32 protein-coding genes are annotated in these 23,554 nt (G+C 39.6%); 5 read left to right on the forward strand and 27 right to left on the reverse strand.

Annotated features, from left to right (window positions below):
• Nucleotide 1 precedes the first annotated feature (1 nt).
• The 27 genes from INT39_RS03565 to INT39_RS03695 form a co-directional block, all read right to left on the reverse strand.
• The gene (locus tag INT39_RS03565; RefSeq protein ID WP_193014292.1) at nucleotides 2–343 is read right to left on the reverse strand and encodes a hypothetical protein; all 342 of its coding nucleotides are present in this window, start codon (nucleotides 341–343) and stop codon (nucleotides 2–4) included.
• A 69-nt stretch (nucleotides 344–412) separates the two neighbouring features.
• Nucleotides 413–1,480 carry a major capsid family protein gene (locus INT39_RS03570; protein ID WP_036937879.1) on the reverse strand — a complete coding sequence of 356 codons (1,068 nt, stop codon included), beginning with the start codon at nucleotides 1,478–1,480 and terminating at the stop codon, nucleotides 413–415.
• Nucleotides 1,480–1,977: a phage minor capsid protein gene (locus tag INT39_RS03575; protein ID WP_193014291.1), complete on the reverse strand. Its 498-nt coding sequence runs from the start codon at nucleotides 1,975–1,977 to the stop codon at nucleotides 1,480–1,482. The genes INT39_RS03570 and INT39_RS03575 overlap by 1 nt, the downstream gene beginning before the upstream one ends.
• Nucleotides 1,977–3,239, reverse strand: a complete 1,263-nt coding sequence (locus tag INT39_RS03580) for a DUF2213 domain-containing protein (protein WP_193014290.1) — start codon at nucleotides 3,237–3,239, stop codon at nucleotides 1,977–1,979. Before INT39_RS03580 ends, INT39_RS03575 begins: the two co-directional genes overlap by 1 nt.
• Entirely contained in the window at nucleotides 3,236–3,961 is a 726-nt protein-coding gene (locus INT39_RS03585) for a phage minor head protein (RefSeq protein ID WP_193014589.1), read from the reverse strand. Before INT39_RS03585 ends, INT39_RS03580 begins: the two co-directional genes overlap by 4 nt.
• 37 nt (nucleotides 3,962–3,998) lie before the next feature.
• Nucleotides 3,999–5,498 (reverse strand): DUF1073 domain-containing protein, encoded by a 1,500-nt coding sequence (locus INT39_RS03590; RefSeq protein WP_193014289.1) that lies wholly within the window; start codon nucleotides 5,496–5,498, stop codon nucleotides 3,999–4,001.
• 1 nt (nucleotide 5,499) lies between these two features.
• On the reverse strand, nucleotides 5,500–6,900 hold the full coding sequence (terL, locus tag INT39_RS03595) for a phage terminase large subunit (RefSeq protein ID WP_193014588.1): 1,401 nt from the start codon (nucleotides 6,898–6,900) through the stop codon (nucleotides 5,500–5,502).
• Between the two features lie 198 nt (nucleotides 6,901–7,098).
• Nucleotides 7,099–8,118 (reverse strand): terminase small subunit, encoded by a 1,020-nt coding sequence (locus tag INT39_RS03600; RefSeq protein ID WP_193014288.1) that lies wholly within the window; start codon nucleotides 8,116–8,118, stop codon nucleotides 7,099–7,101.
• 244 nt (nucleotides 8,119–8,362) lie between these two features.
• A complete protein-coding gene (locus tag INT39_RS03605) occupies nucleotides 8,363–8,674 on the reverse strand; it encodes a hypothetical protein (protein WP_193014287.1) in 312 nt (103 codons plus the stop codon).
• On the reverse strand, nucleotides 8,674–9,105 hold the full coding sequence (locus INT39_RS03610; protein ID WP_193014286.1) for a hypothetical protein: 432 nt from the start codon (nucleotides 9,103–9,105) through the stop codon (nucleotides 8,674–8,676). Before INT39_RS03610 ends, INT39_RS03605 begins: the two co-directional genes overlap by 1 nt.
• 214 nt (nucleotides 9,106–9,319) lie before the next feature.
• Nucleotides 9,320–9,838: a hypothetical protein gene (locus tag INT39_RS03615; protein WP_193014285.1), complete on the reverse strand. Its 519-nt coding sequence runs from the start codon at nucleotides 9,836–9,838 to the stop codon at nucleotides 9,320–9,322.
• 18 nt (nucleotides 9,839–9,856) lie between these two features.
• Nucleotides 9,857–10,249: a M15 family metallopeptidase gene (locus INT39_RS22775; RefSeq protein WP_193014284.1), complete on the reverse strand. Its 393-nt coding sequence runs from the start codon at nucleotides 10,247–10,249 to the stop codon at nucleotides 9,857–9,859.
• A complete protein-coding gene (locus INT39_RS03625; RefSeq protein ID WP_226944487.1) occupies nucleotides 10,242–10,556 on the reverse strand; it encodes a phage holin family protein in 315 nt (104 codons plus the stop codon). The genes INT39_RS22775 and INT39_RS03625 overlap by 8 nt, the downstream gene beginning before the upstream one ends.
• A 54-nt stretch (nucleotides 10,557–10,610) precedes the next feature.
• Nucleotides 10,611–11,663, reverse strand: coding sequence for a DNA-methyltransferase (locus INT39_RS03630; protein WP_193014283.1), 1,053 nt, complete (start codon nucleotides 11,661–11,663; stop codon nucleotides 10,611–10,613).
• Nucleotides 11,664–11,805: 142 nt separating this feature from the next.
• Nucleotides 11,806–12,003: a TrmB family transcriptional regulator gene (locus tag INT39_RS03635; protein WP_087726619.1), complete on the reverse strand. Its 198-nt coding sequence runs from the start codon at nucleotides 12,001–12,003 to the stop codon at nucleotides 11,806–11,808.
• A gap of 162 nt (nucleotides 12,004–12,165) precedes the next feature.
• Nucleotides 12,166–12,699, reverse strand: coding sequence for an antiterminator Q family protein (locus INT39_RS03640; protein WP_193014282.1), 534 nt, complete (start codon nucleotides 12,697–12,699; stop codon nucleotides 12,166–12,168).
• Entirely contained in the window at nucleotides 12,687–12,998 is a 312-nt protein-coding gene (locus INT39_RS22940) for a Ref family recombination enhancement nuclease (protein ID WP_036908156.1), read from the reverse strand. The genes INT39_RS03640 and INT39_RS22940 overlap by 13 nt, the downstream gene beginning before the upstream one ends.
• Before the next feature lie 11 nt (nucleotides 12,999–13,009).
• Nucleotides 13,010–13,603: a DUF1367 family protein gene (locus INT39_RS03650; RefSeq protein WP_193014281.1), complete on the reverse strand. Its 594-nt coding sequence runs from the start codon at nucleotides 13,601–13,603 to the stop codon at nucleotides 13,010–13,012.
• 71 nt (nucleotides 13,604–13,674) lie between these two features.
• Nucleotides 13,675–14,778 (reverse strand): ImmA/IrrE family metallo-endopeptidase, encoded by a 1,104-nt coding sequence (locus INT39_RS03655; RefSeq protein ID WP_193014280.1) that lies wholly within the window; start codon nucleotides 14,776–14,778, stop codon nucleotides 13,675–13,677.
• Complete coding sequence (locus INT39_RS03660) at nucleotides 14,765–15,400, reverse strand: hypothetical protein (protein ID WP_193014279.1); 636 nt, start codon at nucleotides 15,398–15,400, stop codon at nucleotides 14,765–14,767. The genes INT39_RS03655 and INT39_RS03660 overlap by 14 nt, the downstream gene beginning before the upstream one ends.
• 115 nt (nucleotides 15,401–15,515) lie before the next feature.
• Nucleotides 15,516–15,854 (reverse strand): hypothetical protein, encoded by a 339-nt coding sequence (locus INT39_RS03665; RefSeq protein WP_193014278.1) that lies wholly within the window; start codon nucleotides 15,852–15,854, stop codon nucleotides 15,516–15,518.
• 41 nt (nucleotides 15,855–15,895) lie between these two features.
• On the reverse strand, nucleotides 15,896–16,354 hold the full coding sequence (locus INT39_RS03670; protein WP_193014277.1) for a hypothetical protein: 459 nt from the start codon (nucleotides 16,352–16,354) through the stop codon (nucleotides 15,896–15,898).
• Between the two features lie 81 nt (nucleotides 16,355–16,435).
• Entirely contained in the window at nucleotides 16,436–17,158 is a 723-nt protein-coding gene (locus INT39_RS03675) for a replication protein P (protein ID WP_193014276.1), read from the reverse strand.
• Nucleotides 17,155–18,111 carry a hypothetical protein gene (locus INT39_RS03680; protein ID WP_193014275.1) on the reverse strand — a complete coding sequence of 319 codons (957 nt, stop codon included), beginning with the start codon at nucleotides 18,109–18,111 and terminating at the stop codon, nucleotides 17,155–17,157. Before INT39_RS03680 ends, INT39_RS03675 begins: the two co-directional genes overlap by 4 nt.
• Nucleotide 18,112: 1 nt before the next feature.
• Entirely contained in the window at nucleotides 18,113–18,337 is a 225-nt protein-coding gene (locus INT39_RS03685) for a hypothetical protein (protein ID WP_193014274.1), read from the reverse strand.
• Nucleotides 18,338–18,354: 17 nt separating this feature from the next.
• Nucleotides 18,355–18,810 (reverse strand): toxin YdaT family protein, encoded by a 456-nt coding sequence (locus INT39_RS03690; RefSeq protein ID WP_193014273.1) that lies wholly within the window; start codon nucleotides 18,808–18,810, stop codon nucleotides 18,355–18,357.
• 47 nt (nucleotides 18,811–18,857) lie between these two features.
• Nucleotides 18,858–19,106 (reverse strand): helix-turn-helix domain-containing protein, encoded by a 249-nt coding sequence (locus tag INT39_RS03695; protein ID WP_006533548.1) that lies wholly within the window; start codon nucleotides 19,104–19,106, stop codon nucleotides 18,858–18,860.
• Nucleotides 19,107–19,209: 103 nt separating this feature from the next.
• Here INT39_RS03695 and INT39_RS03700 point away from each other — a divergent pair, with 103 nt between their 5' ends.
• The 5 genes from INT39_RS03700 to INT39_RS03720 all read left to right on the forward strand — a co-directional run bounded on the left by INT39_RS03700 (nucleotide 19,210) and on the right by INT39_RS03720 (nucleotide 23,455).
• The gene (locus INT39_RS03700) at nucleotides 19,210–19,962 is read left to right on the forward strand and encodes a S24 family peptidase (protein WP_193014272.1); all 753 of its coding nucleotides are present in this window, start codon (nucleotides 19,210–19,212) and stop codon (nucleotides 19,960–19,962) included.
• Nucleotides 19,963–20,418: 456 nt separating this feature from the next.
• The gene (locus INT39_RS03705; RefSeq protein ID WP_193014271.1) at nucleotides 20,419–20,751 is read left to right on the forward strand and encodes a hypothetical protein; all 333 of its coding nucleotides are present in this window, start codon (nucleotides 20,419–20,421) and stop codon (nucleotides 20,749–20,751) included.
• 12 nt (nucleotides 20,752–20,763) lie between these two features.
• The gene (locus INT39_RS03710) at nucleotides 20,764–22,728 is read left to right on the forward strand and encodes a hypothetical protein (protein WP_193014270.1); all 1,965 of its coding nucleotides are present in this window, start codon (nucleotides 20,764–20,766) and stop codon (nucleotides 22,726–22,728) included.
• Nucleotides 22,728–23,228 carry a siphovirus Gp157 family protein gene (locus INT39_RS03715; protein WP_193014269.1) on the forward strand — a complete coding sequence of 167 codons (501 nt, stop codon included), beginning with the start codon at nucleotides 22,728–22,730 and terminating at the stop codon, nucleotides 23,226–23,228. Before INT39_RS03710 ends, INT39_RS03715 begins: the two co-directional genes overlap by 1 nt.
• Before the next feature lie 47 nt (nucleotides 23,229–23,275).
• A complete protein-coding gene (locus INT39_RS03720) occupies nucleotides 23,276–23,455 on the forward strand; it encodes a hypothetical protein (protein ID WP_006533555.1) in 180 nt (59 codons plus the stop codon).
• Nucleotides 23,456–23,554 lie beyond the last annotated feature (99 nt).

Below are 23,554 nucleotides of genomic sequence, written 5' to 3' on the forward strand. Positions count from 1 at the left end.
ATCACTTACCTTTTTTGTTGGCTTTAGGAACATCTAACTTTTCAGCCTCTAACGATTCAGGAGTGTCAGGGGCTGATTGGTCGCTAGCTTCCATATCAGTGGCAACTTTTTCGGGATCTTCTTTGCGATGCTCAACTGTAATAAAGCCATTCTCACAATGAAGCTTAAAAACGTGATTTTCTTTGAGCTGTTTATATTGCTCATCAGTAATTTCTGTCACACGGCCACGCGGTGTGTACATGTGTTTAGTCATCACGTTAGCTTGGCCAGCAATAAACACTTTCCCGTCTTTTACCGTATAGTTCTGGTCATTTGATAAGGTGCAATATGCGTAAAGAGGCATGGAGTGCTCTCCTATTGTTTAGATATAAAAAAGCCCTCAAATGAGGGCGCAAAAAGAGAAGTGGTAAGATTAAATGCCGGTTAAGCGTGTCACCGCCCACGGACGAGTTACAAACACACCCGCTGTCGCATTGGTCGCATCTTCCATATACCCTTTAATTTGATTGAGTGAACCTAATAACTGGTATTTCACAGGCACGACTTGAAGGATCACCGCACTGGTTGCCGTTGAGCCATCATCAATGCTATCTGCGAACATATAGGCCACATCAGCCCCACCATTTGCGCCAACAAATTCAGGAGAGAAAACCAGACGCATATTTGGATAGTTTTCATTTATCCATTGTTTGACTGTTTCACCACGTGCCACCGGATTAGCCACATTCAGTGCAGAACGAAAGCCCAACGGCAATGTTAAGGTAATTGGCGTATCATCTTTGATAATACCGCCAGAACTCGTTTCAATACGCGAGAACATATCGGTAATATCGGCAGTAATATCCGCAAAGGTTCCGCCTTTCCATTTACCCTTTGCGGTTTCATAGGCGGGCAAATTAGGCTCATTCATCAAACCAAAGACGCGCGTTTCAGGGCTATTAAACCCGTAGTAACCCACGCGCTCACGCCCTTGCTCTAATGATTCAGTCACTGAATTGCGCTTTTCTTCCATCGCAACAAAGCCTGCAGACGATTGGCGTGCTTCTTCTAATTTCCCCACTTGGAAACCCAATTCGAAACGGACAAGACCACGGCGCTCTTGGTCTTGCGCATAAGACGCTAATGGTACATTGGTATGGTCACCATAAAGCTCTGCTTTACCAGTTGGCGTTGCGACATTCAGAATAATTTCTTCATCATGCCACTCACCCGCATTGACAATACCGGTGATTTCATCCAGTACACGCACGCGCGTTGCGGTACGAATGACACCCGGTAAAACGTGTTGCAACATTTCGCGTTGAATTAAGCCCCCCTGCATTGCACCACCGCTAATCGCGGAGTCCATCGCAGAAAAACCACCAAAGCCGATTTGCGCTAATTCACCGTATGTCCATTTCTGATCAGGGTTAATATTCAGTTGTCCATGTTTTTTGACATCACGGCCAGACATGTGAAATTTAATGTTACTAACTGGCATTACTCACCTTCCTTTGGAGACACTGGATATGGGATTTCTGTTAAACGAATAATGCCCAAATGAGCACTCTCTGTAGATTCAAGGTGTCGGCTGATATAACCAATAACACGATCACCAGCATTAATTGTTGCTTTAGACGATAACGAGCCGTCAGCTTCATCGAACACAACCGGTGCGTTGATTTTTCCTGCCACTTCTTTTAGTTCAACGAAAACTTCACCCATTGTCAGGAATTCGCCCTGTGTGCCGTTAAGAGCAAATTTTTTCTCGATACGATAGGCTTTAGGGTTAATCATGATCCCAGCAAATGCGCCTTTACCACCTACCTGAACGGATTCCACTGAATCATCGTTGTAGGTATACGCGCGACCGAAAATATTTAGCTCTTCATCCGCTGAACTAAGAATGGCTGAAACAGCGCGAATAGGGCCTGCATGACTAATTTCACCGACAACACCAGAAATTAGCCCATTTGCTACTGAATTAGGAATTGCCATTATTTCTCCCCCCATTTATCCATAATTGATTTATTGCTCACTGCAGAGTCCATTGTTGAACTCGGTTTTTGAGAGTCAGGAATACGCCCTTGCATCCAAGCATCGAGGGCGATCGCTTCGGCGCCCTTACTGCATTGAATACCCAGTTTTTCAACACCGTACTCTGCGACTTGTTGTTGAGTCATAGCAGAGTGGTCAAACACACCAATGAACGGCGTTAACTTATGTGCTAACGAATCACGCACACCGATTTGTTTGAGTAACTCACCAGTATCCATTACCGGTTTTGCTTTCTCTAATCGCTTAACTTTACGTTTTAGAGATGCCATTTCATCCATTGCGGTAATGCTACTATTCAGGCGTTTTAAACGACGATGGAGGCCATCAGTAGTTGCTTGATCAAGATGCTCTTTGGCTTCTTCAATCGCTTCAACTGCAGTTTCAATCGCAATTTCGGCTTTCTCAACTGCCTCGGGTTCGCCAGTTCCCGCCTCTTCTGTGGCGACTTCGGCTTTTTCCACCGCTTCTTCCGCTTTCTGCTCTTCGTCAGGGTCTGAATCAGTTGAAGGTTTATCTTTATCGTCTGGTTCATCGTCTGTCGCAGGCTTAGCGCTGGTAATTGCTTCTTTGATAATGGCTTTTAACGCTTCCAATTGCTCAGGCGTAAAGGCACCTTCATCAGTAGTTGGTTTGTCTTTGTTTTCATTTTCAGGATTCATGCGAATAAGTTCCTTTGTGTCTATGGTAATAACGGAATGGTCTTGCACAGCAACATCAGCGCCAGTGCGCCCTTCATCAACTAACGCAAGATGGTTGGCTCTAATATGCCGTTGTATGGCGTCATAACGTTCACCGTTAAATTCGCCTGGTGTGAAATCGTAAACACAGCGATAACCAGGAGATAATTCAATTTTTCCTCCATCAATTTGGCTAATCGCTGAATTAGAAAGGATTTTGATATTGCCTCTGAGGTAGGGGTATTCAAAATAAACCCGCTCCCCGATGACTCCTTGTATCCCCTTTTTTTCTGCAGGTGTGCCGTCTTTCCCTAACATTTCATGCTCATCAACAAAGGGCATTAATTTGAAAGAGTTAATTGTCTCTGTGCTGGCTAGTTCTTCTTGCGGGCGATACACCTTATAAATTTTGTCGGGTATTGGTGCACCAATTTCACACCCCAAATAATCAAAAACCCCAACTTTAGAGATGGGGTTATCTTTTACTTCCAGCCAGCCGTTTAAATCATATTGTCGCTTTGTCATGTCTCCTCACCAAAATCAATAACCGGTGTCCAGAAGCATTTACAGTTTGGCAACTGTCCGGGCAATCCTCGCTCTCCCGTTTTGGGATCAATAATTGGTGGGTTATCTAAATCGAATACTTCACCATCCAATTTAATATGCCATTCACGAGGTTCTGCACCCCCACCAGAGTGATGCCAAACTGCCTTACGAATACCAGCAGATTTCATACGTTCATAGTTAACCGCCGTTGTAATCTTTCGCGTTTGATCAACTGCGATAAAACTCGCTCTTTTTTCTAGCTTTTCCTTTTCTATATCAATAAGCGGTTTCACTTCATCAAATAACGTTTTAGCGCCTTCACCACCTTGGCTAATAGAGAGTAAGGCAACACTTTCAATACGTTGATGAAATTGCAGTGGAATAGATTTAATGAGTGATACGTTTTCAGCCGTAGAGGCAATGATTTTATCTTTCAGAGCTTCAGGCATATTAGGGGTTTTGATAGTGATCCCCCCTGACAGCTGTTTGAGAGAATCATCTAAATTACGCTTTGCGCCTATATCGACTTGAGAAACAAACTTATCCGCAATCTCTGAGGACTTTTGCTTAAAAATACTATCCCATTTACGTTTTAGCCGGTTCAACCAGATACGTGTTTGACTGGCAAAACTAGCATCCATCGTAAAACCCTCAAAGTCGTCATTTAATTCACTAAACACTTTTTCATAGTCTTTAATCATTGAATTAATGAGTCGTGACATGTCACATTGATAACGACTAGAGGGAGCTACTGAATACTGCAGGGGCTTCCCTTTCATTACTGCTTGGCGAGAGGTTGCCCATTGCGCTCGCTTCGTTTGTACTCGTATTCGCCTCGACATAATCTGCCTCGTTCACTTCAATGCCGTAATAGCTGGATGCTTTATCGCTGGCTAGTTTCTTACGAATATCTAGCCCATCAATGGCCCCTGTTGTTGCATAGGCTGAATCGGCTTGTGCTTGCTTAAGCTCAATATCTGCACTCTCAACAGCCGTTGGGCTATCAAGTGGTGCCCATGTGATAGAGATTTCTGTCACGGGTAAATCTTCGCTACGCATTAACATGTCGTAATGACGCTGTAATAGCTCTTCAAGGTCGTTTGATTGAATACTTTCAAGCTCTTCGCGGTAATTGGCTTCTTCGTATTCCCCCGTTGAATTAAAGCCTTTCGGTGTAGTACCTAATAGCTTTGTTGCTGGTACATTGGAAGCCGATGCCACCAGCTGATATTGCGTCATGATTGTTGCATCTAAATCCGCTAATGAGGTGTCGAATTGCTGAACGACATCTTCTTTGCCTACTGTCTGAACACCGTAATTATCTCTCGTTTCAATGAAATCAAGAATATTTTGGCGAATAGTCAGTTCATCCATCCCTTCAATATCTGCCATGCCAATCGTCAGTAAGCGCTTGGTCATTGCCAGTTGTGGTGCTTCATTCGCTGTGCGTTCTGAGGCATAGACTCGCTCATAAATGCGTTCTGGCACTGATACACCAAAATAGTTGTAAAGTGGCTTAAGCACGTTAGGTACAGGGAATGGTACAAACTTAATAAAGTGAGACTTGTGATATTTACGCCCACCGATCACATAATAAGTAGGCTCGTAGAAATCCATGCTGGCAGGATCTTGAACATTGGCATCCGTTAAATCAGCCGTTACCCATTGTGGGTCAATCTGTTTAATTCCCTTGTACATGCCTTTGGTCACGCCATCGATATTAAACGGGTTTTCATACCACTCTTTCGGGTTTGATGTCTCAACAACAAATAACGCTAAACGACCGCCGTATACTCTCCCAAAGTGAACCAGCTCTTTCAGTTGGTGTGTAATACGGTATTTTTTATCACGTTTGCGGAGCTTTTTGCTGATAGCGCGATCATCGTCGTTATCACAATCAATATCGTAACCCTGACGTATCGCATCACGCGCGGGCATATTGCAGGCTTTATCCACCAGCCAATGTTTGGCGATAACCGCACACATATTGTTACCGATAAACATTTGTGAGGCATACCAAGAAGCCTGTGACTCCGGCACACCGTAAACCTGCTCACCTTTAAATGAGGGAACATAACTATCAATGCTATCCATTGCGACGCCATTGATTGTAGGCTGGGGTAAGTCCAATCCTTTAAAGTCATTATCAGGAACCAGTGAAGAATATAAATGCGTTGAGAACGCAGACCGTTTGGGTGCTTTTCTTATTTCAATTTTTTTCTTACTAAATGGCCACATACTAAGTCCTCTTACGAGAGAAGAAACCGCCTTTTTTCTTCTGGTATAAATCACGTAGTGCCTGCGTCATCGCATCCACTGTGTCGTCATGGCCAGCAAATGGGAATGTGGTAATTTCCTCCACAGTTTCCACAATCCACGGTGCAATGTCTTTGTGGGGGAGCCACACATTTCCAGCCTCCCATTCAGCAGTACACGCATGGGCACGAGCAACCTTGCTACCATCTGGCTCGACGGGAATTAACCCTGATATGGTTGATTTGAGAGAGTCGATTACAGCAGGGCCATTAGCTTTGTCTTCCACCAACTTACGTCGCCCTTCAGGGAATTTTTCAGCTAACCATTTCACCGACTTTAAGGTTTCAGTAAAACTCATGCGCTTTCTAATTTGATACAGTAGATAAGCATTTGCATCTTTCTTGCCCCATACCTGCCCCACCACATAGTCAGTACCGTCACTATCTTTAAAGGTCATATCCCAACTATGAATAACCGTATCGAATTTTTCAGGTAGGTCTTTCGGTAAGTAATACTGAGCAAATTCTTCGTGGAAGATTTGACCATCACCCGGCTTAGGTTTTTGTTGGTACATGGCAGACCAGAAGTAATCACCGAGGATTGCTTTTGTCTCAAGAAGTTTATCAAGAGGGTGTAACTCAGGAACAAGCGCCTCATTCTTATCGTTGATAGCAGGAAACGTTAATACTTGCGTCTCTGGTGCAATATCTTTTAATCGTCCAGATAAGTCATCAGTAGCCCACCGAGTGGCCATGATGATTTCACCGCTATATTTAGAGAGACGCGTTTTAAACGTAGAAACGTACCAATTCCATATCGACTTTTTAGTCGTTGGACTCAAGGCTTCTTTTGAGTTCTTTATTGGGTCATCAATAATACCGAGATCAACTTTCTTACCTGTTAATGGCCCACCTACACCAGCACAAACATAACTGCCTTTGTGGTTAACAATATCAAACTCGTCAGAATTACGTTTAACCGCAATACCGTTTTCAGGCTTATTGCCTAACCAGCTTTTAGGAAATAGCGCACGATATTCATCGGACATCATAATTCGCTGAACATCTGTATTCATATCCCCAGCTAAATCTGAGGAGTACGATAATGCCCCAACGCGCATATTTGGGTATTTACCAAAGAAATAGGCTGGCAAATAGCGAGAAACAATATCAGACTTACCATGCTGAGGGGGCGCACTTAAAATTAACTTAGGGCGTTCGCCCTTCATCATATTTTCAATAAATATATCTAGCGCATTACACACCGTTTCTGAAAAGTGGCTTGTAATGTATTCATGGTTTATATACTGAATAAATTCATGCAAACTACGCCTAGCTATCTCTCTCCTGACCTCTTCATCAAACAAGTCGAAATTGACATCCATAGAGATACCTAAAGTGACAAAAACAACCCTTTCATACCGTAATTGGCACGAAATGATTTTCATGTTTTTGATAACAATTGATTAACAATAAAAAAGAGATTAAACAGAAAGAAAATTGTTACTTTTAGCGGTTTAGGTTGTGTTTTTAGTTGAGTTCAAAAGTGAAGGGGCGCATTAGAACCATTATGTTAAATAGAGCTACTTTTCACCCTTTTTTCTCAATTGAAGTAGTTGCTCGAAACTAAGGTGACTTAAATCTATTCCTGTTGTTTGAATAGGCCCACCATCGGCACCAGTTAATTCCGTCTTGTTCTTCAGCATACCTAAATGCTGTGCAACCATCTTAAGCGCTTCATCTTGATTACGAGTGATAACCTCAACACCAAACTTACCTTCTTTCACTCCCGCAAATACTCGACGAGCTGGCCCTGTTAAATCACGCGTATCATGAAAATGCGCACGACCAACACCAGCACCGTTACAGCGCGGACAATCAGGATTTGGATCTAATGTTTCATCGTAACCATAGCCACCCACATCTTGTGGAGGAGGTTTCTTTGCTACGACTGCTTTTTTAGTAGCATCTTCAAATTCTATTGAGTCACACCACTGATAATTGAAACCAAAGCCCCAGCAATGACGACAACATAATCGACGGTATTCAGTCAGCTCGTTAACGTCTGCTGTTGCAATATCCCACCACATTTTTAATACAGCGTCTTGGGTTATCTCTGTTCTGCGTTCCCGTTCTGCTAATGCGTCAGTGATTGCTCGTGAAACCTTAGCATTTCTTAGCATGCGAGTAGCATTGACATAAGCTGTATTTCCTTCGCCTTTATAGCCAGCTCGCTTATATGCTCCCGTTCGATTTAAGTCGATGAGGTATTCACTAACAAATTTAACCTGTTGTTCAGTTAGCCCGTAATTGCGCAGACTAAACGTGTTTTCATCATCGTGCGCATTACTGGATTCATTACTATGCGCAGTTGGTATATCACTATTGCGCATTGGCTCTTTTGCGCATTCTTTTTTCTGCGCAGTGCGCAATTTCTTGTGCGCAGTTTTTTGCGCATTCTGCGCACTGGATATTTTGATATATCGTCGGGCTGTTGAGTAGTTCAGTTCCTTTAGTTCACACCACTCTTTAGGGGATATTCCTGTTATAGCATGTTCGGCGAGGAACTGTTGTTGTAGCATCCCCCAATCCGGTTTTGCCATTGTGTTTATCTCCTTTGCCTATTAAAAAGCCCACTCGAAAGTAGGCTTTGTGATTGGCTATCCCCACACATATTTAGAGAGGCTCCGATTTTTAGTGTGCGATTACACTTTATTCACATTAAAAGCTTAATAAAACATCTATTATGATAGCGTATTCATACTATTACTTCGTTTTATCTTGCTCCAAACTCTGGATGTTTTTTATTTTTGACACGCAGCGCCCATCAACTAAAGTTAATTAGCGCTAGTCAAAATCCTCTCCCCATTCCTCATTCATCCATTTGAACATATCTTTATTTTCAGAATTAGGTCCAAAACCTGACCATGTATCTCCATCTTTATTCATTTCTATAACCAGCATCCTAGTACCAGGACAAATCTCTTGTAACTTATCCCTCAAAAAACTGGCACTCATATCTTCCTTACTTGATGTTAACAGCCAGAAATTATTTAACCAGCTCCACCACCCAAAACCGTTTGATTTAACAAATTTTTTTATTTCATCTATTTGCTGTTCTGTAGTAGAATTTAATCCTATTATAAATTTCTTTTTCATTACTTTTTATCCTCCGCTGCGTCTTTATTACCATCATTAGAGGATGTTATGTTTAGGACTTTTGGGTTACCATAATCCTTCTCACTATTTGTTAGGTTTATATGCTGGTTTTCAATGTGTTCACCAGTATAGCTGTCACCAACTACCTGTTTTTCTATTGCCATTTTTTGTATTGACCACTTTTCACTTCTTAAGTAATCTGGGTTATTAGTCAAACAATGCCAGTAAACTACCATCAGGAATACCAAGATAGCTAGTAGCAAGATAAATGTGCCGACCTTCAGTAAATTGTCAGCCTTGAAATAAACCTCCGCAATTAACGCTGAAATCAATATACCAATAACCCATAACAAGGGGTGTATAATTGTTGATTTCTCCCCAGTTTGATTGGCCTGCCCGAATAATGACGTGATCCATTTAGGTGAAATCAAAGCTGCTTTCCTCTAGATATAATTAATTTCACCATCTTATCACACCTACTAATATATTTGTAAAATGGCCATTTAGAATATTCTTCCAGTCAAATCTACATAAAATGCCACTAATACTCTAATTTGTTATTTTTTATTCTCTATATACACTATCTGCTTAGAGGTAGCAGGTCTCAACTAACACACAGGCCAGCAACAACACCGCTCTATGACATTACTTTGATTGTCCTTTTCTAATTTGTTCTAACGCATCGAGTTGAATATTTGCCTGCTTGAGATCCGCTAATAAATAAGGTATCCATTCAATAGCCTGACAATAAGTTAATTGTCGGGAGGAAGTGAAACCAACACCTGTTGTGTCAATCCGCTTGGGATCGCCGGACAAGGTGCTGGCTCGTAAACGGTATGTGTCGTAGAGCATCCCATCAGTAAAAGGCTGAGGAACAATAAGATCACAAGTTGGCTCTTTCTTAAGAATCGTTCTGTATTCAATGATTTTCTCCTGTGATTCTGCTTTAGAGACAATGCCGTTTCGATAAGCAGTACCCGTTATTTGATTGATACGGTTGAATTCGAATGACTGTTCAGCAATCAACTTGCTTTGTTTGTCATTATCGACTTGAAGCCTGTCATTATCTTTTTTCAGCAGCTTATTATCATCGTGAACAGTAACAACCCACCAGCCTAGGCCAACAACCATAATGAATAGCCAAAATGATTTATCGAATTTCATTACAAACCCCAATACGCATTAAGCCGGATATGACTTATGTGTTAATTGGAAGTGCGGGCCGTCTTTAAAGCTTATCCAGTTGCCGCCCCACTCAAGGTCAACGCCTAGCTCTTTTGCAGCTTGAAGCATTGCATCAGCAACTAATTTGAATTTCGACCAATCTTTCCATGGGATTTCACGATTAACCAGCGGTGCGCAGTCAACTGCATGGCCAGTTAAGTGGCGGCTGTTCATTGTCTGGCTAGCGCCATTTTTCACTAATTGTCGTTGACGAGCTTCCGTTCGCTTACCTTCGATAACCATAAAATCGACATCGCTTAATTCTAGTGCTCGTCGAGTTACTTTGATTAAATCAGGATGAACACCCTGCATGTTCTTTTCACTACGCGTACTAAATACAAATTTACTCACCACTAACCTTCCTTAAAAACCGCTTTTCTAATGTTTTAATTAACTCAGCTCCAGACCAACCGGCTAAACCAGCAATACCACCAGCTAATTCTGGAACCCACTCATAATAGCTAGATGCTAGATACACCATTGCACCAGCAAAAATAGAGACGATAACTTGAAAGAAAAATACCCCCCAACTTATATGCTCCCCATTCAGCGCTTTATATGCACAACTAGCTGCAGTGCCTAACAAAGTCATGACGCTGATAAGTATGCCCACAAGCCAGTTATAGTTATTGGGGTCTTTATATGGCATTTTCTTCATACCTCCCCCTTAGCTTGGGGCTTATTAGTTAATAAAAGTCGGACTTAGTCATAATTACTTTCGTAATCTAAACTGTTCTATTTCCAGTCTGGTTTGTTCAAATCGCTCTTTCTCAAGTTCAACCCCAAGAACTCGACGATTTAACTTTAATGCGGACTTTAGTGTTGCACCTGATCCCATAAAGAAATCAGCAACCAGATCACCTTCGCGACTGCTTGAGCGAATAATGTGTTCCATCATTTCTGCTGGTTTTTCACAAGGGTGTTTACCTGCGTAATATTGCACAGGTGGATACGTCCACACATCGGTGTAAGGAACATCAACGGTGACAGAAAAAGGACGACGTAATAATTGATATTGTTCAGCAAGCTCCTGGTATTCTCGACTAAGAGAAGCCTGAACCTCTATCAAATCAGCATGATCACGATTTAAAGGATTACTACTAAACTTTTCACTTGCTACACGCTGAAACAGCTCCTGCAGTTTTTTGTAATCAGACTCACTAGGTAGTTGCCATTGGCTATAACTAAACCAGTGTGAAGCCATATGCTTACCTGTTGTCTGTTTTATTTCTTTTGCTGTTATTCCTAATGATTCACGTGCAGATTTAAAATACTCAATTAAAGGCTTAAATACGTTTTCTTTAAGCGCCTTGCATTGCTGAAGATAAGCACTACTTTTGCCCTTGTATGGGCTTTGATAATGTTCAGCAAATAAAATTCTTTCAGTGCTTGGGAAAAAACTGCGTAAATCAGCTTTACATGCCCTACGCCAAGGCCCTGATGGTTTAGCCCATACAATGTGACTTAGAATATTAAATCTTTCACGGACGAGCAATTCTGTATCTGACGCTAGTTTTGAACCACAAAATATATAAATACTGCCATTAGGCTTTAATACTCGCCAAAATTCAGCAAGCATTTCATCAAGCCAAGATAAATACGCGGTGACATTTTCCCACTGATTATCCCAACCACACGCCTTTACTTGAAAGTATGGCGGGTCAGTTGCAATTAAATCAATACAGTTGTCTGGAAGTGTTTTTATATAGCTGAGTGAGTCATCATTGACTAAATTCACACTGTTTAAATTCACAGTATTTTTCATAGATCAGGAGAACCTTTTTTGATAAGCTCACAATGCTTTGTGCACATAAGCAGTGGGCTTTAGTTTGTCCGTGATCTACCAGAACGGGCAAATGACAGCGGGGATGTTAGTAGCATCCTCACTGTCGCCCATTTTCACAGTATTAGATATTTTGAAATGTGTTTTCTTTGATGTTTTCTTTGATTAGTCCCGCCATCGCCAACTGCGTTAATATCAATTGACAACGTGGCTCAGTTAAATAAGTAAATTGTGCAACTTCGCCAGCTGTAACTTCCATCGTGTGCGGAACAACTTCAAAAACAAGTCTTGCCTCTTCTGTCATATCACTATGTTTTAACATGATATTTTAATACCTTTGGTCAGTTATTGGTCGTGAATACACATGTAACTCTGAACAAAGGAAACAGCAAGCCTTATCTGTTTTAGATACAAAAAAACCCAGCGCTTAGGCTGGGTTAGTTGGTCACTGTATAAAAACGGCAACTTATACTTAAATAGTGGTTCATTGGCTCAAAGAAGTCAACACGTTCTTGCTATTATTTTTACTTTTCCACTCTTTTTCACGTTTTTTAAATGCATCTTTTAAATATGGGTAAATTAAATATTCAGCTGAACTAATTATGTCCTCAATTTCTCTTCTGCATGTAGACATAGAGGGTTTTCTATATTCTACCGTTCTATTGCGTCTAATCATTTGGCGCGGTTTCACGATATGGTGATAATAACGAGCAATAGCGCGATCTGAACTACCAAAGGCATACCGCAGTAATAAGAGCGTAAAGGCTATTCTGTCTATGTGATAAATTTTATCGACCACTTTAGCGATCAACATACCATCATCATCATTACACATTTCTCGCTCGGGATAATCGCGCCTTTCTACTGTCGCCATAAATTCAGCGATAATACTGCTTTGCCTTTTTTCTATCCTCCCTGAATAAACCCATGCTCCAAATTTTGATAACCAAGGCTGAATCCATGCGACTTGATCATCATCAAGTTTTAACCCATCAGATATACTCTTTATACTCGACATGCTCGTAACTCCATTACTTCTTGCTTAGTCTGTTCCAATAACTCAATCTCGGTACCATGAATTTCTTGCCACGATTTAGGCGAAGCGTGAAAGCCGGTTTCGTAACACGCTCTATGATGTGGAGGACACAGTGGTAAAACATCCGTATGACTAGCCCGTTGTGCCATTCCCTGCCCCGTTCTAACATGATGAATTTCCGCTAAACTGGCTCCAAACCCCATATTGCGACAACAAATACACCCCAGTTCTGCTACATCTGATAGCCACTGTCTTTCTTCTTTGGTCTTTGATTTGATCATTGGTCTTGCCTCTATGTGAAACTTAATAATTGAGATACTGTATTTTCTACAGCTTTTTGAGTAGGGAATTGCTTGCGAAGGATAAAATTCCACAGCACATCGAGTGTGGCTTTGTAGAGTTCACTAAATGCTAAGTCGTCCATATTTGCAAAGCTGATTGATTTAGCGACACGACGCAAACTACCGTCTGGCATTTCAAACGTATCGTAATAACCGGCTTGCTCTATGACCCAATAACGAAAAGCATCAAATGACTTTGTTGCTGAGATATTTTGCGCACGATTTTGTGCAACTTCTTCAAGATAGATATCAGATGCGAATAAAAGCGCGTCAGCATTATCCGTGTGATATGAAAGGAATGTGACGTAACCACGCACTAATTCTTTTTCTTCAGGTGAAATTGTACCGCCAACCGGCTCCCAATATTCATAGCCTAAATTAAGTAATGCGAAGTATTTACGATGGAATCGAGGGTTACGAGCTTTCTTAAAATTCGCTGAAAGCACATCACCACACTTGATTTTTGAATGCAGAAAATCTCTCGTAACAGGGTTAGCCGGTACAAGAGTATCGTTAGACATTTTGATAAAGCTATGCTGTGCCATACTTGACTCTCAGTTGACACAGCAAATATTTAGGATTGGGTGTTCAGGCCAATGGTATGATTATATAGGAATTAGCTAACCGAATAAATAAAAGAAGTTTTATCACTAATTGGTTTATTAACACAAAACAATTCTCGTACTAACTCTCTTGTAATCCCTGTTTTAACAAGAATGTTATTCCATGATAGGTCGTCTAACATTTCAATACTTCTAGTAAGTAACGTTGGTTCTTCAACTTGGATAGAATTATCCCCAGGCTCAATTGCAGTATATCCTTTTGTATTAAGATACATATATCCTTGTCTTGCTTGGTCTTTTGTAATTACCCCTAAAGCTGAAGCTCTATAAATTATCATTCTTAGGCTTACTCTCCAGCGTAATTTAAACTCAACTAAAGCACTCCAATCTAAATAACGCCCTTTCATTTTAGGAAATTCTTTCATGAAAGAAACTCTTGGAACCATAAAAGCACTAGAAAACTGATTTGCTTGACTCTCAGTTAAGTTATCTCCAGTAATAATTCCATCGTGTAAAACAATATGACCCAATTCATGTCCAATATCGGATCTAAATCGACATACAGAACTTTTAGCATCGTTACGAATTATTATTGGCCTCTTACTATTTACAGTAAAAGCATCAACTCTGTCATCAACATCGGACACATGTGCGATAATAATGCCTAAATTCTCAACGAATTTAACCATAGATGTTATTGGTCCTAAACCAATACCCCAATAGCGACGACAACTCTCAGCTATTCGTTCAATATCATCTAATGTACTCATTGCTCGATCTGAAATATCCGGAATATTTAGTTCAGGATATTCAATTTCATCTTCAAGAGCAGATAATAAAGAACTCAAGATTTCAGCCCTTGCTAATATGCTATTAGTTAAAGTTTTAGTTCTCGATTTTTTACTTCTAAAATGACATTGTTCATCTTCTATTGGGTAGCTACGCTCACTAAATAGAAAATTAGGCAATATATTCAAATGCCTTGCAATCTCATCAGTTAGCTCTTCTGATGGTTTAAATCCTTTCTCTAATTTGCTAATATATTGTTTACTTTTACCTAAAGCGGTCGCTAACTCTTCACACGACAACCCCCTCGCCATCCTAGCAAGACGTAATTTATCCCCTCTATAGCCTGATTTAAAATCAAACAGTTCCATCTTTTTTCACAGTTTCATCTGTTGTGTTACGGCGTTTCAATGGAGCATCATCAATATCAGCGGCATCAGGTCTCGCATCAGAACTATCCATCAACGGAACGGAAACAGTTTCATAATATCTAATTTCACTTACGCTAGAACCATTTTGGTTAATGCCTACTAAAGCCACATCCCATTGAGGAAACTCATCAGCCTCCTCAATAAAATACGGCTCAGCAAGTATTCGCCATATTAAATCATGCTCCGCTTCTAAATCATTACCGCCAAATAACGTTAATTGTTTCGATTCAGCTTTGTTTCTCACTAATCGATGCTTTTTCTTTGGTGCAAAAATACAGTCTTTCGAGAACTGGATAGGAACCATATTAATCGAAAAAACAAAATCAAGTCTTCCAGACACCATTTTCAATTCAGGTATGGTGCCTTCTTTAGCTGTTATTTTAATATGCTCTCTTACCCAGATATACTCACGTGATCCAGTAATCAAGCGACAATCTAATCTATGCTCATGTTTAGGAACCTCCATAAGTACACCAACAATAGATTTTAGTAAGTCCATAACTGGTTTTTGTTCTAAATATGGTTGGATATCCCAACAAGGGGCAAGGCTTCTATCTTCCATTCGTATTAAATCCTATTTTGTGAAATGTCAGATATATATTTTCGTATTTTCTTGTTTTTGTCAACTAGAAAACTTCGGATATATTGATATTTGACAACCAATACTCTTGATCTATTTATATACTCAATTTTATCTCATTATATCCTTTGGTTACCCAACATTGTGAATCGCCAGACAAACAGCATTGTTGAACAGGTAATTGCTCACCACAGCGTTTACACTTTTGCTTAGATAACATCTCAGCTTGCCTTTTATACTCAGCATCATCTTTACGAATAAGCATCTGTAAGTATTCAACAACGTCATACGGTTCTCGACCAGGCATGCGTAATACACAATTACGCTTTAACATTTCCAATTCTTGATTATCTACAAGTAATTCAATTTTGGTTACACCTAATTCTTTCTGCCGTTTACGTTGTTCTGATTTGCGTTCTGCTACTGTTTTTGCCATTGGTCTTGCCTCTATTAGTAGTACAACTGCTCACAAACAATTTAATCACTAAAGTTAAATTCAAATAAAAGGTAACCATGCTTGGAATGAATCACAAAATTATCCCAGCGTATTGCGTACCAAACTGGCGGGATCATATTCACTCTGTATATTGAAGAACCTATAGTGTATGGCTGAATTAAATCTCTAAAACCAACGACTAAATTCTTTAGTAAATCCGGATGCTTTGTAGCAATACCAAGCTGAAAAAACCATTCTTCCACTATTTTAATCATATCGTTTTCACTGATTTGCTCTAACGAAACATTCCAATGCTCAATGGGGTGTTCATCGCTATGAGGAATAATTACTGACTGAAGCGAGCTAAGTAACGTCGCTTTTTCTTCCACATAAGTGCACTCATAGTCAGGGGCAACATTTGGCTCCCTATTCAGTGACTCAACAGCGCATAAGTAGCCATTAATTTTTTCAACATCCAACAAAACAAGTTCTTTCGACATCGGTTTACATTTCATTTTTCATCACTTTTATTTGATTTAGATATCAATTACATATAATAAATTCAGCCAATAATTCATCATTTACCTCGATATAAGATAAATTTTCGCCCTAATTTTCTTTAATGCTTGCTGCCCTATCAGTCGATATTTACCATCTTTATCGATTAATTCTGATGTAGAAATTCCTCTTTGATTTCGACCAATTAATGGCCTAATCGGTGGTATCACTCGCCCGTCTTGTATTTGCTGATAATAAATAATTAACTGCTTTCTTATGAAATCCCTAACATCTTTATCGGGTAAATTATATTGCGTCATTCGCGATCTCGCCTCAGGCACAATTAAATACATAATATCTGAACTCCACGGGAACGACTCAATCGATGGATATCGCCACTCCATGTTGCTATAACGCTTCATTTCATTCATCACTTCACAGACTGAAGGCAAACCCATTGATTGCATCATTCCTTCACGGCACCAACCAATAAATTTTCCACAGGATGGCCAAAAATCTGATTCCTGCTGTCTGGCAATACTCATCCCGGCTTTTAATTGCTCAACAGATGTTATTTTATTTTCAATAAATGCGAGTACCCATTGGCGTTTAGTCGCTGAAATATCATCTCTATTTGAAAATACGGTATGTTTTGAAGCTGGGAAAATTTGTACTAAATTATCAAATAGCATATCAACCAGTTTTTCCGCATACGCATTAATACTTGTAGGTTTATTTTGTGGTTGAGCCAACTCGGATAATCTCTGGCCATCTCTAGTTTCAATCGCTGAAATTAAATTTTTCATAGGGTATTCCCCCATGCTTCAGGGCTATTCCAATGAACTTGATCCGATGTGCAGTTTTCATCATGAGAAATTTCAGCAAATTTTAGTACAAGCTTATCCCACTGTTTTCTAAGTGTGCTTGGACTAAGTACATTTTTGCACCAAAAAGGATCTTTATTTACCCTATTAAACAACTTGCATATTTGTCTATGAGTTCGACCATCAATTGTTCGCATCAATCGCACCTCGTTGGCCCATAACGCCCAATTAGGTTCTTTAGGTGGATCAATATCACTATCTGATTCAGATGCGTTATCGTAAAGCTCCATCACTCTTTTGAAAATCCATTGAGCACATAACAAATCATCTGCAGTACCCCATTGCCGTTTTTTAGCGCTGAATACAACAGCCTCAGGGTGACGAGTAATAAATAATTGGTCACTCGCATTTTTGTCTGGTTGTGAAGCAACCGGACAAGAAGGGGTTTTATTATCTGTAGTAATATATGTAGTAATCTCTGTAGGATCGAACTGCGGATTTGTTTCACCGCCACCGTCTGTTTTGTCTTGTCGCGGTCGTTCGTTTTGTTGTTCCGCGAAATCACTATTATGACTTTCCCCAGTTGCGCTTTGCGCATTTGGGGCATTTTCAATAGGTTGTGACATGACACTATCTAATTTTTCACAGTCAATTAGATAATAAATTTTATGTTCTAGGCGTTTATTAGTCTCAATCAAAATGCCTCTGCTAACTAAATGCTTTCTGGCCGTAAGTTGTTCTCGATAGCTTAAACCCGTCTCAGATTCAATTTCTTCTGATGTTTTATAAACACCTAATTTAGAGTCAGCTTTGTCTTGCCAATAAAATATTTGGCTAAAAAATATTACTGCATTTACACTACCCAAGCGTTTTACTAGCCCGGGGAAATAAGCAACTGGACGTCCAAAGTCTAATAACAAATCGGATGCTCTCACTTCACACCCCCAACGATTTAGCTATGTCATAACAAGCATTTTTATACTGCTCAGCGGTTAGTTTTTTTAGGCGTAACTTTTGTTTCTGCTTCTCATACTGTTCCCAAACTAATAACGCAATAACACGTCTACCCTCAAAGATATCTTTAATTTCTGATATGTGGGCAGGCTTATCATTCAGCATAAACCCGTTACGATATGTAATTTTTTCAGTTGATCTAATCATTGGTCTTGCCTCTTGAATTAATGCACGCTGGTCGGGCGTGATATCTCATTTAATGCACGTACTACATTGTTTATTTGGTGTGACATGTCACGACCCTCTAATAAGATTTCAGTCATAGCATCAGCAAAACGCTGAATAGCTACGGTTGCTAAATAGTTTTTGGTGTCTCCACGTACTCGAGCTAACCTTGAAGCTGGTAGTGCCATTTCTATCGCTGGCATTAACTCAGCAATCTTTCTTTGAGATGCACGAGAATCACCCCTTAACCAGCGAAATATTTGTTGCCGGTTATTGTTGATTGCTTTCCAATCAGCTTTACCCGATTGATCTTCAATTGCGTGTAAACGACCATGTTCTTGATTAATAACCAATCGTAAGTAAGCTCGGCTAATCTCAATAGCAACATACTCTTGCCCTTGTTCTACAGCCCAATTCTCAACTTCAGCTCTGATAATATTGATATCAAAATTCATTTTTGCGTCTCCTGTCGCTAAAAAATTGATTATGCATAATCAGTTTTTTAATTTGATACCTGTAATACTGAATGCTCCTTTGGTAAGCCATCCCAAGGGTTAGGATAATCAACTGGATTGAGATCATGTGGTGTTACTAACCAATTAGTTTTTGCTGACCATTCAATAGCTTTTCTACCTTTTGGTAGGTAGCTACCAGCTATAACTTGGCTAATAAACCCTTGGGTAACTCCAACCATTTTCCCAAATTCAGATTGGCTAATTTTTTGTTTTTTTAAATACAAACCTAATTTCATGTTTTTCTCCTGTTATTTAACAACTGAATATTAGCAATGCTAATTTAATAAATCAATAGCAATGCTATTGGAAAATTATTAGCAATACAAATAAAATATAACTATGAATAGAAAAATTTCAGAATCAGACAAAATTGCAGCTCAGAACCTACGAAATATTTGGGAAGCTAAAAGAGAATCTCTGGGCTTAACCCAAGAAAAAGCTGCAGATATTATGGGATTTGCAACTCAAGGCGCCGTAAGCCAGTATCTAAACGGTAGAACAGCTTTAAATACAGATACTATTCTAAAGTTTGCATCATTATTGAGAATTGATCCGGAGGATATTAATCCGGAACTAAAAACTTTATTAGACTATGTTAGAAAAACAGGAAAAGAAGAAGATACAAAACAACTAATGCCATCCACTCAAGATGAACATACAACATTAAAACTAATGGATGTATACGCGAAGGCAGGCCCTGGTGGCTTTATAAATAACGATTTCCCTGACACAATTAAATCTATTGAGTTTTCACCAGAGAAAGTTTTTGAGTTATTTGGCCGTAAAAGCTTAAAAGGAATTGAAATAATTAATATTAGTGGCGACAGCATGTCCCCTGCTATTAACCCCCGAGATGTTGTTTTTGTTGACACCCACAATGAGTTTTTTGATGGCGACGGTGTTTATATTTTTTGCTTCGAAAACTCGTTGTTTATAAAAAGGTTACAACGAGTTAAAGGCAGAAAACTAGCGGTTAAATCAGATAATCCTGCTTATGAAACATTTTATATCGAAGAATCAGAAATGTATGATCTTCGAATTATTGGAAAGGTAATAAGATCTCTTCCTATTAAAATGATTGATTTTGCGTAAAATAACAATGAGTTAAATATAACCACCGTTGATGAGGTGGTTTTTTTTCACCTAAATATTAGCATTGCTATTGACACATAAAATAGCAATGCTAATATTAAAGCCATTCAAAACAACACAGCAAGTGTTTAGGTAAGTGTTCAAATTCAGTTTTGCTGTTATGCCGGAGGAGAACTACAGCTCTCATCGTGACCTGTCATGATTACCACGACATAACGGTAAATTTTTTAGCAGTACCAGGGAATTTAATTAGTGACCGACCACAGCTATAAGGCAAGACCTGACAGCTCGGAAAGACGGGCAACAAATTTTAGACGTAAAAAAACCCACCGAAGTGGGCTCTTTTACCCGGGTCGCTGACCAAAGCTAACCGGAAGTTCTACTAGCGCGACCAAACGCTAGAAGAGGCAAGACCAATGATAAATCACTGATCACCGTTATTTTAAAGGAGTTGCTATGAAAGCACAACCTGAAAGCCTAACAGTCACACTCTATATTCACGCTCAAAAACAGTTCGATGGTTCTTACCAATATAATGCCTATGCATTTAAAGCAGATCCCAATACTGGGCTAGGTTTTGTTATTGCAGAACACACTATTGATGTTCCTTTTAAAGAGCCTACTCAAACTGATCTCATCCATGCTGAAATTGATTTTCTACGTAATGAGCAAGAAAAAATTCTTGCTGATGCCCAAGTGAAATCAAGCTTATTAGAAGATCAAATCCAAATGTTACTTTGCTTAGAAGGCAAGCCAATCTCTAAAACTGACGAAGAAATTCCTTATTAAGAGGCAAGACCAATGAAAACTTTTATCTGTGTATTTGAGCCTACGACCGAGGCTCGTACAAACAACGGTGCTGTACCGCTGGCTATAGCGTTAAGCACTGCTAATACAAAGCTGGCAACAGCAACGGCTGTAGTAAAATTATCTGAAGTATATCCAGAATCAATGGATAACTTTAATACTGATGAGCCTTTAATGAGTGAATACATTGACGGTTCTTCTTGCCCTACTTTAGATGCTTTCGATGAAAAATTTGCCATTGAAAATGAGTTTGATGGTACTCAATGGAAACCTATCGAATATAAAGAATTTAAAAAACTGGCCACAAAACCTCGTATCGCAAGTTTATTATTATTTGGTAAGACGCTAATAACTAATAAAGAATTGTCGCACGCATTGAAATACCTCAATGAAAGTAAAGAAAATCCAAAAATTTGCAATATCGCCACAGGTCTTGCCGAAATCACAAAGTTATCTTTGATGGATGCTGAACAAACAATGGAAATAGCACAGTCTATCTATGAGTTTGCTAATGATGATGTCACCGTTGAAGAGGCTAAGTCATTAGGTGAAAGTTGGCTGACAGAAGAACCAAAGCAACAGGAAGAAACGTCTTCTATCAAACGTAACTATGCAACCATAGATACTGAAATCGCATTAGCGTTATTAAATAATTTTGATCCTACTAATGTTCTTCCCTCTCAAGTGAAGAAAGCTAAAGAACTGATAGATGATGACGACAAAGCATGGAAACGCTGGTCAATGGATTTACGCACCACAACGGGCATCTTAGAGATACCTCGTGAGAAAATTTTCTCGTTAATAACTGAAAGTAAAAAACGGTCTGAACTATTAGATAATCCCAATGCACGAAAAGAATTTATTGATCAGCATTTAGGTATTAATAAACCTAATAACACTGAAAAAGAAGAACATATCGCGTCTAATCAAACAAATAATGTCTCTTCTGCATCCAATGAAAATACAGTTGAAAAAGAAACCAAACCTAAGCGTTCACGTAAAAAACAAGAAGAAGTTCCAAAAACAGAGGTTTCTCAAGTGGTCGAGCAAACTGAAGAACCTAACGAACCTGAAACACCATCAGTACAACACGATAATTTTGAACAACGAGCTAGTGTGCTTGATGAAGTTCTTAATTTAGGTGATGCAAATAATCTTAATATTTGGAAGCGTGTACAGCGTACAGACCCTCGCTTTACTAAACCATTAGAAGGCATGGGATTCATCGGAACCAGTATAAACAGCACCTACATGTTTATGCGCGCGACTGAAATATTTGGCCCTGTCGGTGAAGGGTGGGGTTATGAAGTTCTTGAAGAAAAATTTATTGATGGAAAGCCTCTTGTAGAACCTGTTCTCGATGAGCGTAATAAACAAGTTGCAACCCGTTTTTTACGTGATGGTGATGGCTCGTTATTCTGCGAACAGAACCACTCAGTTAAGATCCGCTTTTGGTACATCATCGAATGTGAAACCCGTGGTGAGTTTGAAAGCTATGGTGCTACTCCTTACCGTTATCAAACCCAATATGGCATTAAAGTTGATGGCGAAGTTATTAAAAAATCGCTGACTGATGCAATCAAAAAAGCACTGTCAATGCTTGGCTTTAGCTCTGATGTTTTTATGGGAATGCACGATAACCCTGAATATTTAGCAAGTAACAAGCTTGAATTTGAAATTAAAAATGCGAGTGAAAAAGCTGAAGATATCACTCGTATTCGTAAAGAGTTAGACGAGAAATTTACTAAGCATACGGAAGTTATGCGTAGTGCTGTTACTGAGAATGAATTGCGAGGCATTGCATCCACATTAACGCGCGAAATTTCTGCACATATCAAATTAGCTCAAGAACGTCGTGATAACGATTACGAGAAATATTTATCTGGTCGATTACGTCGATTAAACCAAATCGAAAAAGAGTGTTTAGACCAACTGAAACATAAAGAAGAGGCAATCTAATGACCAAAACTACCGCTATCGCACTGGCGACTAATTACGAAAAATTACAACAACTCGTTGAAACAGGAGAATTCTCTCCTGAAGATATCGCAGATACGTTGGAAGGTATCGAGGGCGAGCTAGGTGATAAATTGGATGCAATTATGCACCACGTTCGCAATATCGAAGGTCAAGCTAAAACACTTGATGAGGAGTCTAAACGGTTATCTGATCGTAAAAAATCATTCGAAAACCAGGCTAAAAACCTAAAGAAATATGCTCTCAACTGCTTATTAGCTTCAGGATTAGATAAATTAAAAACAACAAAAAATACATTCACAGCTAGAGCTGGTGTTGTTCGAGTCATTATCGACAATGAAGCTTTGTTACCGGATGAATTGGTTGATGTTCAAACAATCACCGCGCCTGATAAAAAAGGCATCAAAGATGCGATTGAACATGGTCTTGAGATCCCCGGAGCACATCTTGAAGTTGGTGAACGCTCATTGATGGTTCGTTAATTCATAATAGCGCCCTTTATCGGGCGCATTATCAGGAGATAAACGTTATGGCCATGAAGTTAGAAGTTGTCATCACTCATGATGAAACGACAAATAAATGCAGTATAGAATGGTCTACGGCATCAACAGAAAATGTCACTGAGCAAGAACAACAGGCACTTTCATCAATGCAAAAAGCATTATTACTGCAACTGGGGCATCCCACAAATATCGCTATTATCCATTAGTGTGACATGTCACGAAGAGGCAAGACCAATGCTAAGACACTCTCAACAAAAAGACCAAGCCGTAAAGATCACATTACCTGATGGTACACATGGCTTTGT

The sequence above is a fragment of the Pseudomonas sp. FME51 genome, assembly GCF_014897305.1.

What these genes read in the sequence shown, in the direction of transcription:
- INT39_RS03635 (WP_087726619.1), bottom strand. Translation starts at nt 12,003, where the DNA reads ATGTTAAAACATAGTGATATGACAGAAGAGGCAAGACTTGTTTTTGAA.
- INT39_RS03675 (WP_193014276.1), bottom strand. Translation starts at nt 17,158, where the DNA reads ATGAAAAATTTAATTTCAGCGATTGAAACTAGAGATGGCCAGAGATTA.
- INT39_RS03580 (WP_193014290.1), bottom strand. Translation starts at nt 3,239, where the DNA reads ATGACAAAGCGACAATATGATTTAAACGGCTGGCTGGAAGTAAAAGAT.
- INT39_RS03695 (WP_006533548.1), bottom strand. Translation starts at nt 19,106, where the DNA reads ATGAAATTAGGTTTGTATTTAAAAAAACAAAAAATTAGCCAATCTGAA.
- INT39_RS03570 (WP_036937879.1), bottom strand. Translation starts at nt 1,480, where the DNA reads ATGCCAGTTAGTAACATTAAATTTCACATGTCTGGCCGTGATGTCAAA.
- INT39_RS03705 (WP_193014271.1), top strand. Translation starts at nt 20,419, where the DNA reads ATGAAAGCACAACCTGAAAGCCTAACAGTCACACTCTATATTCACGCT.
- INT39_RS03685 (WP_193014274.1), bottom strand. Translation starts at nt 18,337, where the DNA reads ATGATTAGATCAACTGAAAAAATTACATATCGTAACGGGTTTATGCTG.
- INT39_RS03640 (WP_193014282.1), bottom strand. Translation starts at nt 12,699, where the DNA reads ATGTCGAGTATAAAGAGTATATCTGATGGGTTAAAACTTGATGATGAT.
- INT39_RS03720 (WP_006533555.1), top strand. Translation starts at nt 23,276, where the DNA reads ATGGCCATGAAGTTAGAAGTTGTCATCACTCATGATGAAACGACAAAT.
- INT39_RS03655 (WP_193014280.1), bottom strand. Translation starts at nt 14,778, where the DNA reads ATGGAACTGTTTGATTTTAAATCAGGCTATAGAGGGGATAAATTACGT.
- INT39_RS22940 (WP_036908156.1), bottom strand. Translation starts at nt 12,998, where the DNA reads ATGATCAAATCAAAGACCAAAGAAGAAAGACAGTGGCTATCAGATGTA.
- INT39_RS03665 (WP_193014278.1), bottom strand. Translation starts at nt 15,854, where the DNA reads ATGGCAAAAACAGTAGCAGAACGCAAATCAGAACAACGTAAACGGCAG.
- INT39_RS03585 (WP_193014589.1), bottom strand. Translation starts at nt 3,961, where the DNA reads ATGATTAAAGACTATGAAAAAGTGTTTAGTGAATTAAATGACGACTTT.
- INT39_RS03600 (WP_193014288.1), bottom strand. Translation starts at nt 8,118, where the DNA reads ATGGCAAAACCGGATTGGGGGATGCTACAACAACAGTTCCTCGCCGAA.
- INT39_RS03575 (WP_193014291.1), bottom strand. Translation starts at nt 1,977, where the DNA reads ATGGCAATTCCTAATTCAGTAGCAAATGGGCTAATTTCTGGTGTTGTC.
- INT39_RS03690 (WP_193014273.1), bottom strand. Translation starts at nt 18,810, where the DNA reads ATGAATTTTGATATCAATATTATCAGAGCTGAAGTTGAGAATTGGGCT.
- INT39_RS03670 (WP_193014277.1), bottom strand. Translation starts at nt 16,354, where the DNA reads ATGTCGAAAGAACTTGTTTTGTTGGATGTTGAAAAAATTAATGGCTAC.
- INT39_RS03565 (WP_193014292.1), bottom strand. Translation starts at nt 343, where the DNA reads ATGCCTCTTTACGCATATTGCACCTTATCAAATGACCAGAACTATACG.
- INT39_RS03700 (WP_193014272.1), top strand. Translation starts at nt 19,210, where the DNA reads ATGAATAGAAAAATTTCAGAATCAGACAAAATTGCAGCTCAGAACCTA.
- INT39_RS03660 (WP_193014279.1), bottom strand. Translation starts at nt 15,400, where the DNA reads ATGGAAGATAGAAGCCTTGCCCCTTGTTGGGATATCCAACCATATTTA.
- INT39_RS03630 (WP_193014283.1), bottom strand. Translation starts at nt 11,663, where the DNA reads ATGAAAAATACTGTGAATTTAAACAGTGTGAATTTAGTCAATGATGAC.
- INT39_RS03625 (WP_226944487.1), bottom strand. Translation starts at nt 10,556, where the DNA reads ATGAAGAAAATGCCATATAAAGACCCCAATAACTATAACTGGCTTGTG.
- terL (WP_193014588.1), bottom strand. Translation starts at nt 6,900, where the DNA reads ATGGATGTCAATTTCGACTTGTTTGATGAAGAGGTCAGGAGAGAGATA.
- INT39_RS03605 (WP_193014287.1), bottom strand. Translation starts at nt 8,674, where the DNA reads ATGAAAAAGAAATTTATAATAGGATTAAATTCTACTACAGAACAGCAA.
- INT39_RS03590 (WP_193014289.1), bottom strand. Translation starts at nt 5,498, where the DNA reads ATGTGGCCATTTAGTAAGAAAAAAATTGAAATAAGAAAAGCACCCAAA.
- INT39_RS03615 (WP_193014285.1), bottom strand. Translation starts at nt 9,838, where the DNA reads ATGAAATTCGATAAATCATTTTGGCTATTCATTATGGTTGTTGGCCTA.
- INT39_RS03650 (WP_193014281.1), bottom strand. Translation starts at nt 13,603, where the DNA reads ATGGCACAGCATAGCTTTATCAAAATGTCTAACGATACTCTTGTACCG.
- INT39_RS03710 (WP_193014270.1), top strand. Translation starts at nt 20,764, where the DNA reads ATGAAAACTTTTATCTGTGTATTTGAGCCTACGACCGAGGCTCGTACA.
- INT39_RS03715 (WP_193014269.1), top strand. Translation starts at nt 22,728, where the DNA reads ATGACCAAAACTACCGCTATCGCACTGGCGACTAATTACGAAAAATTA.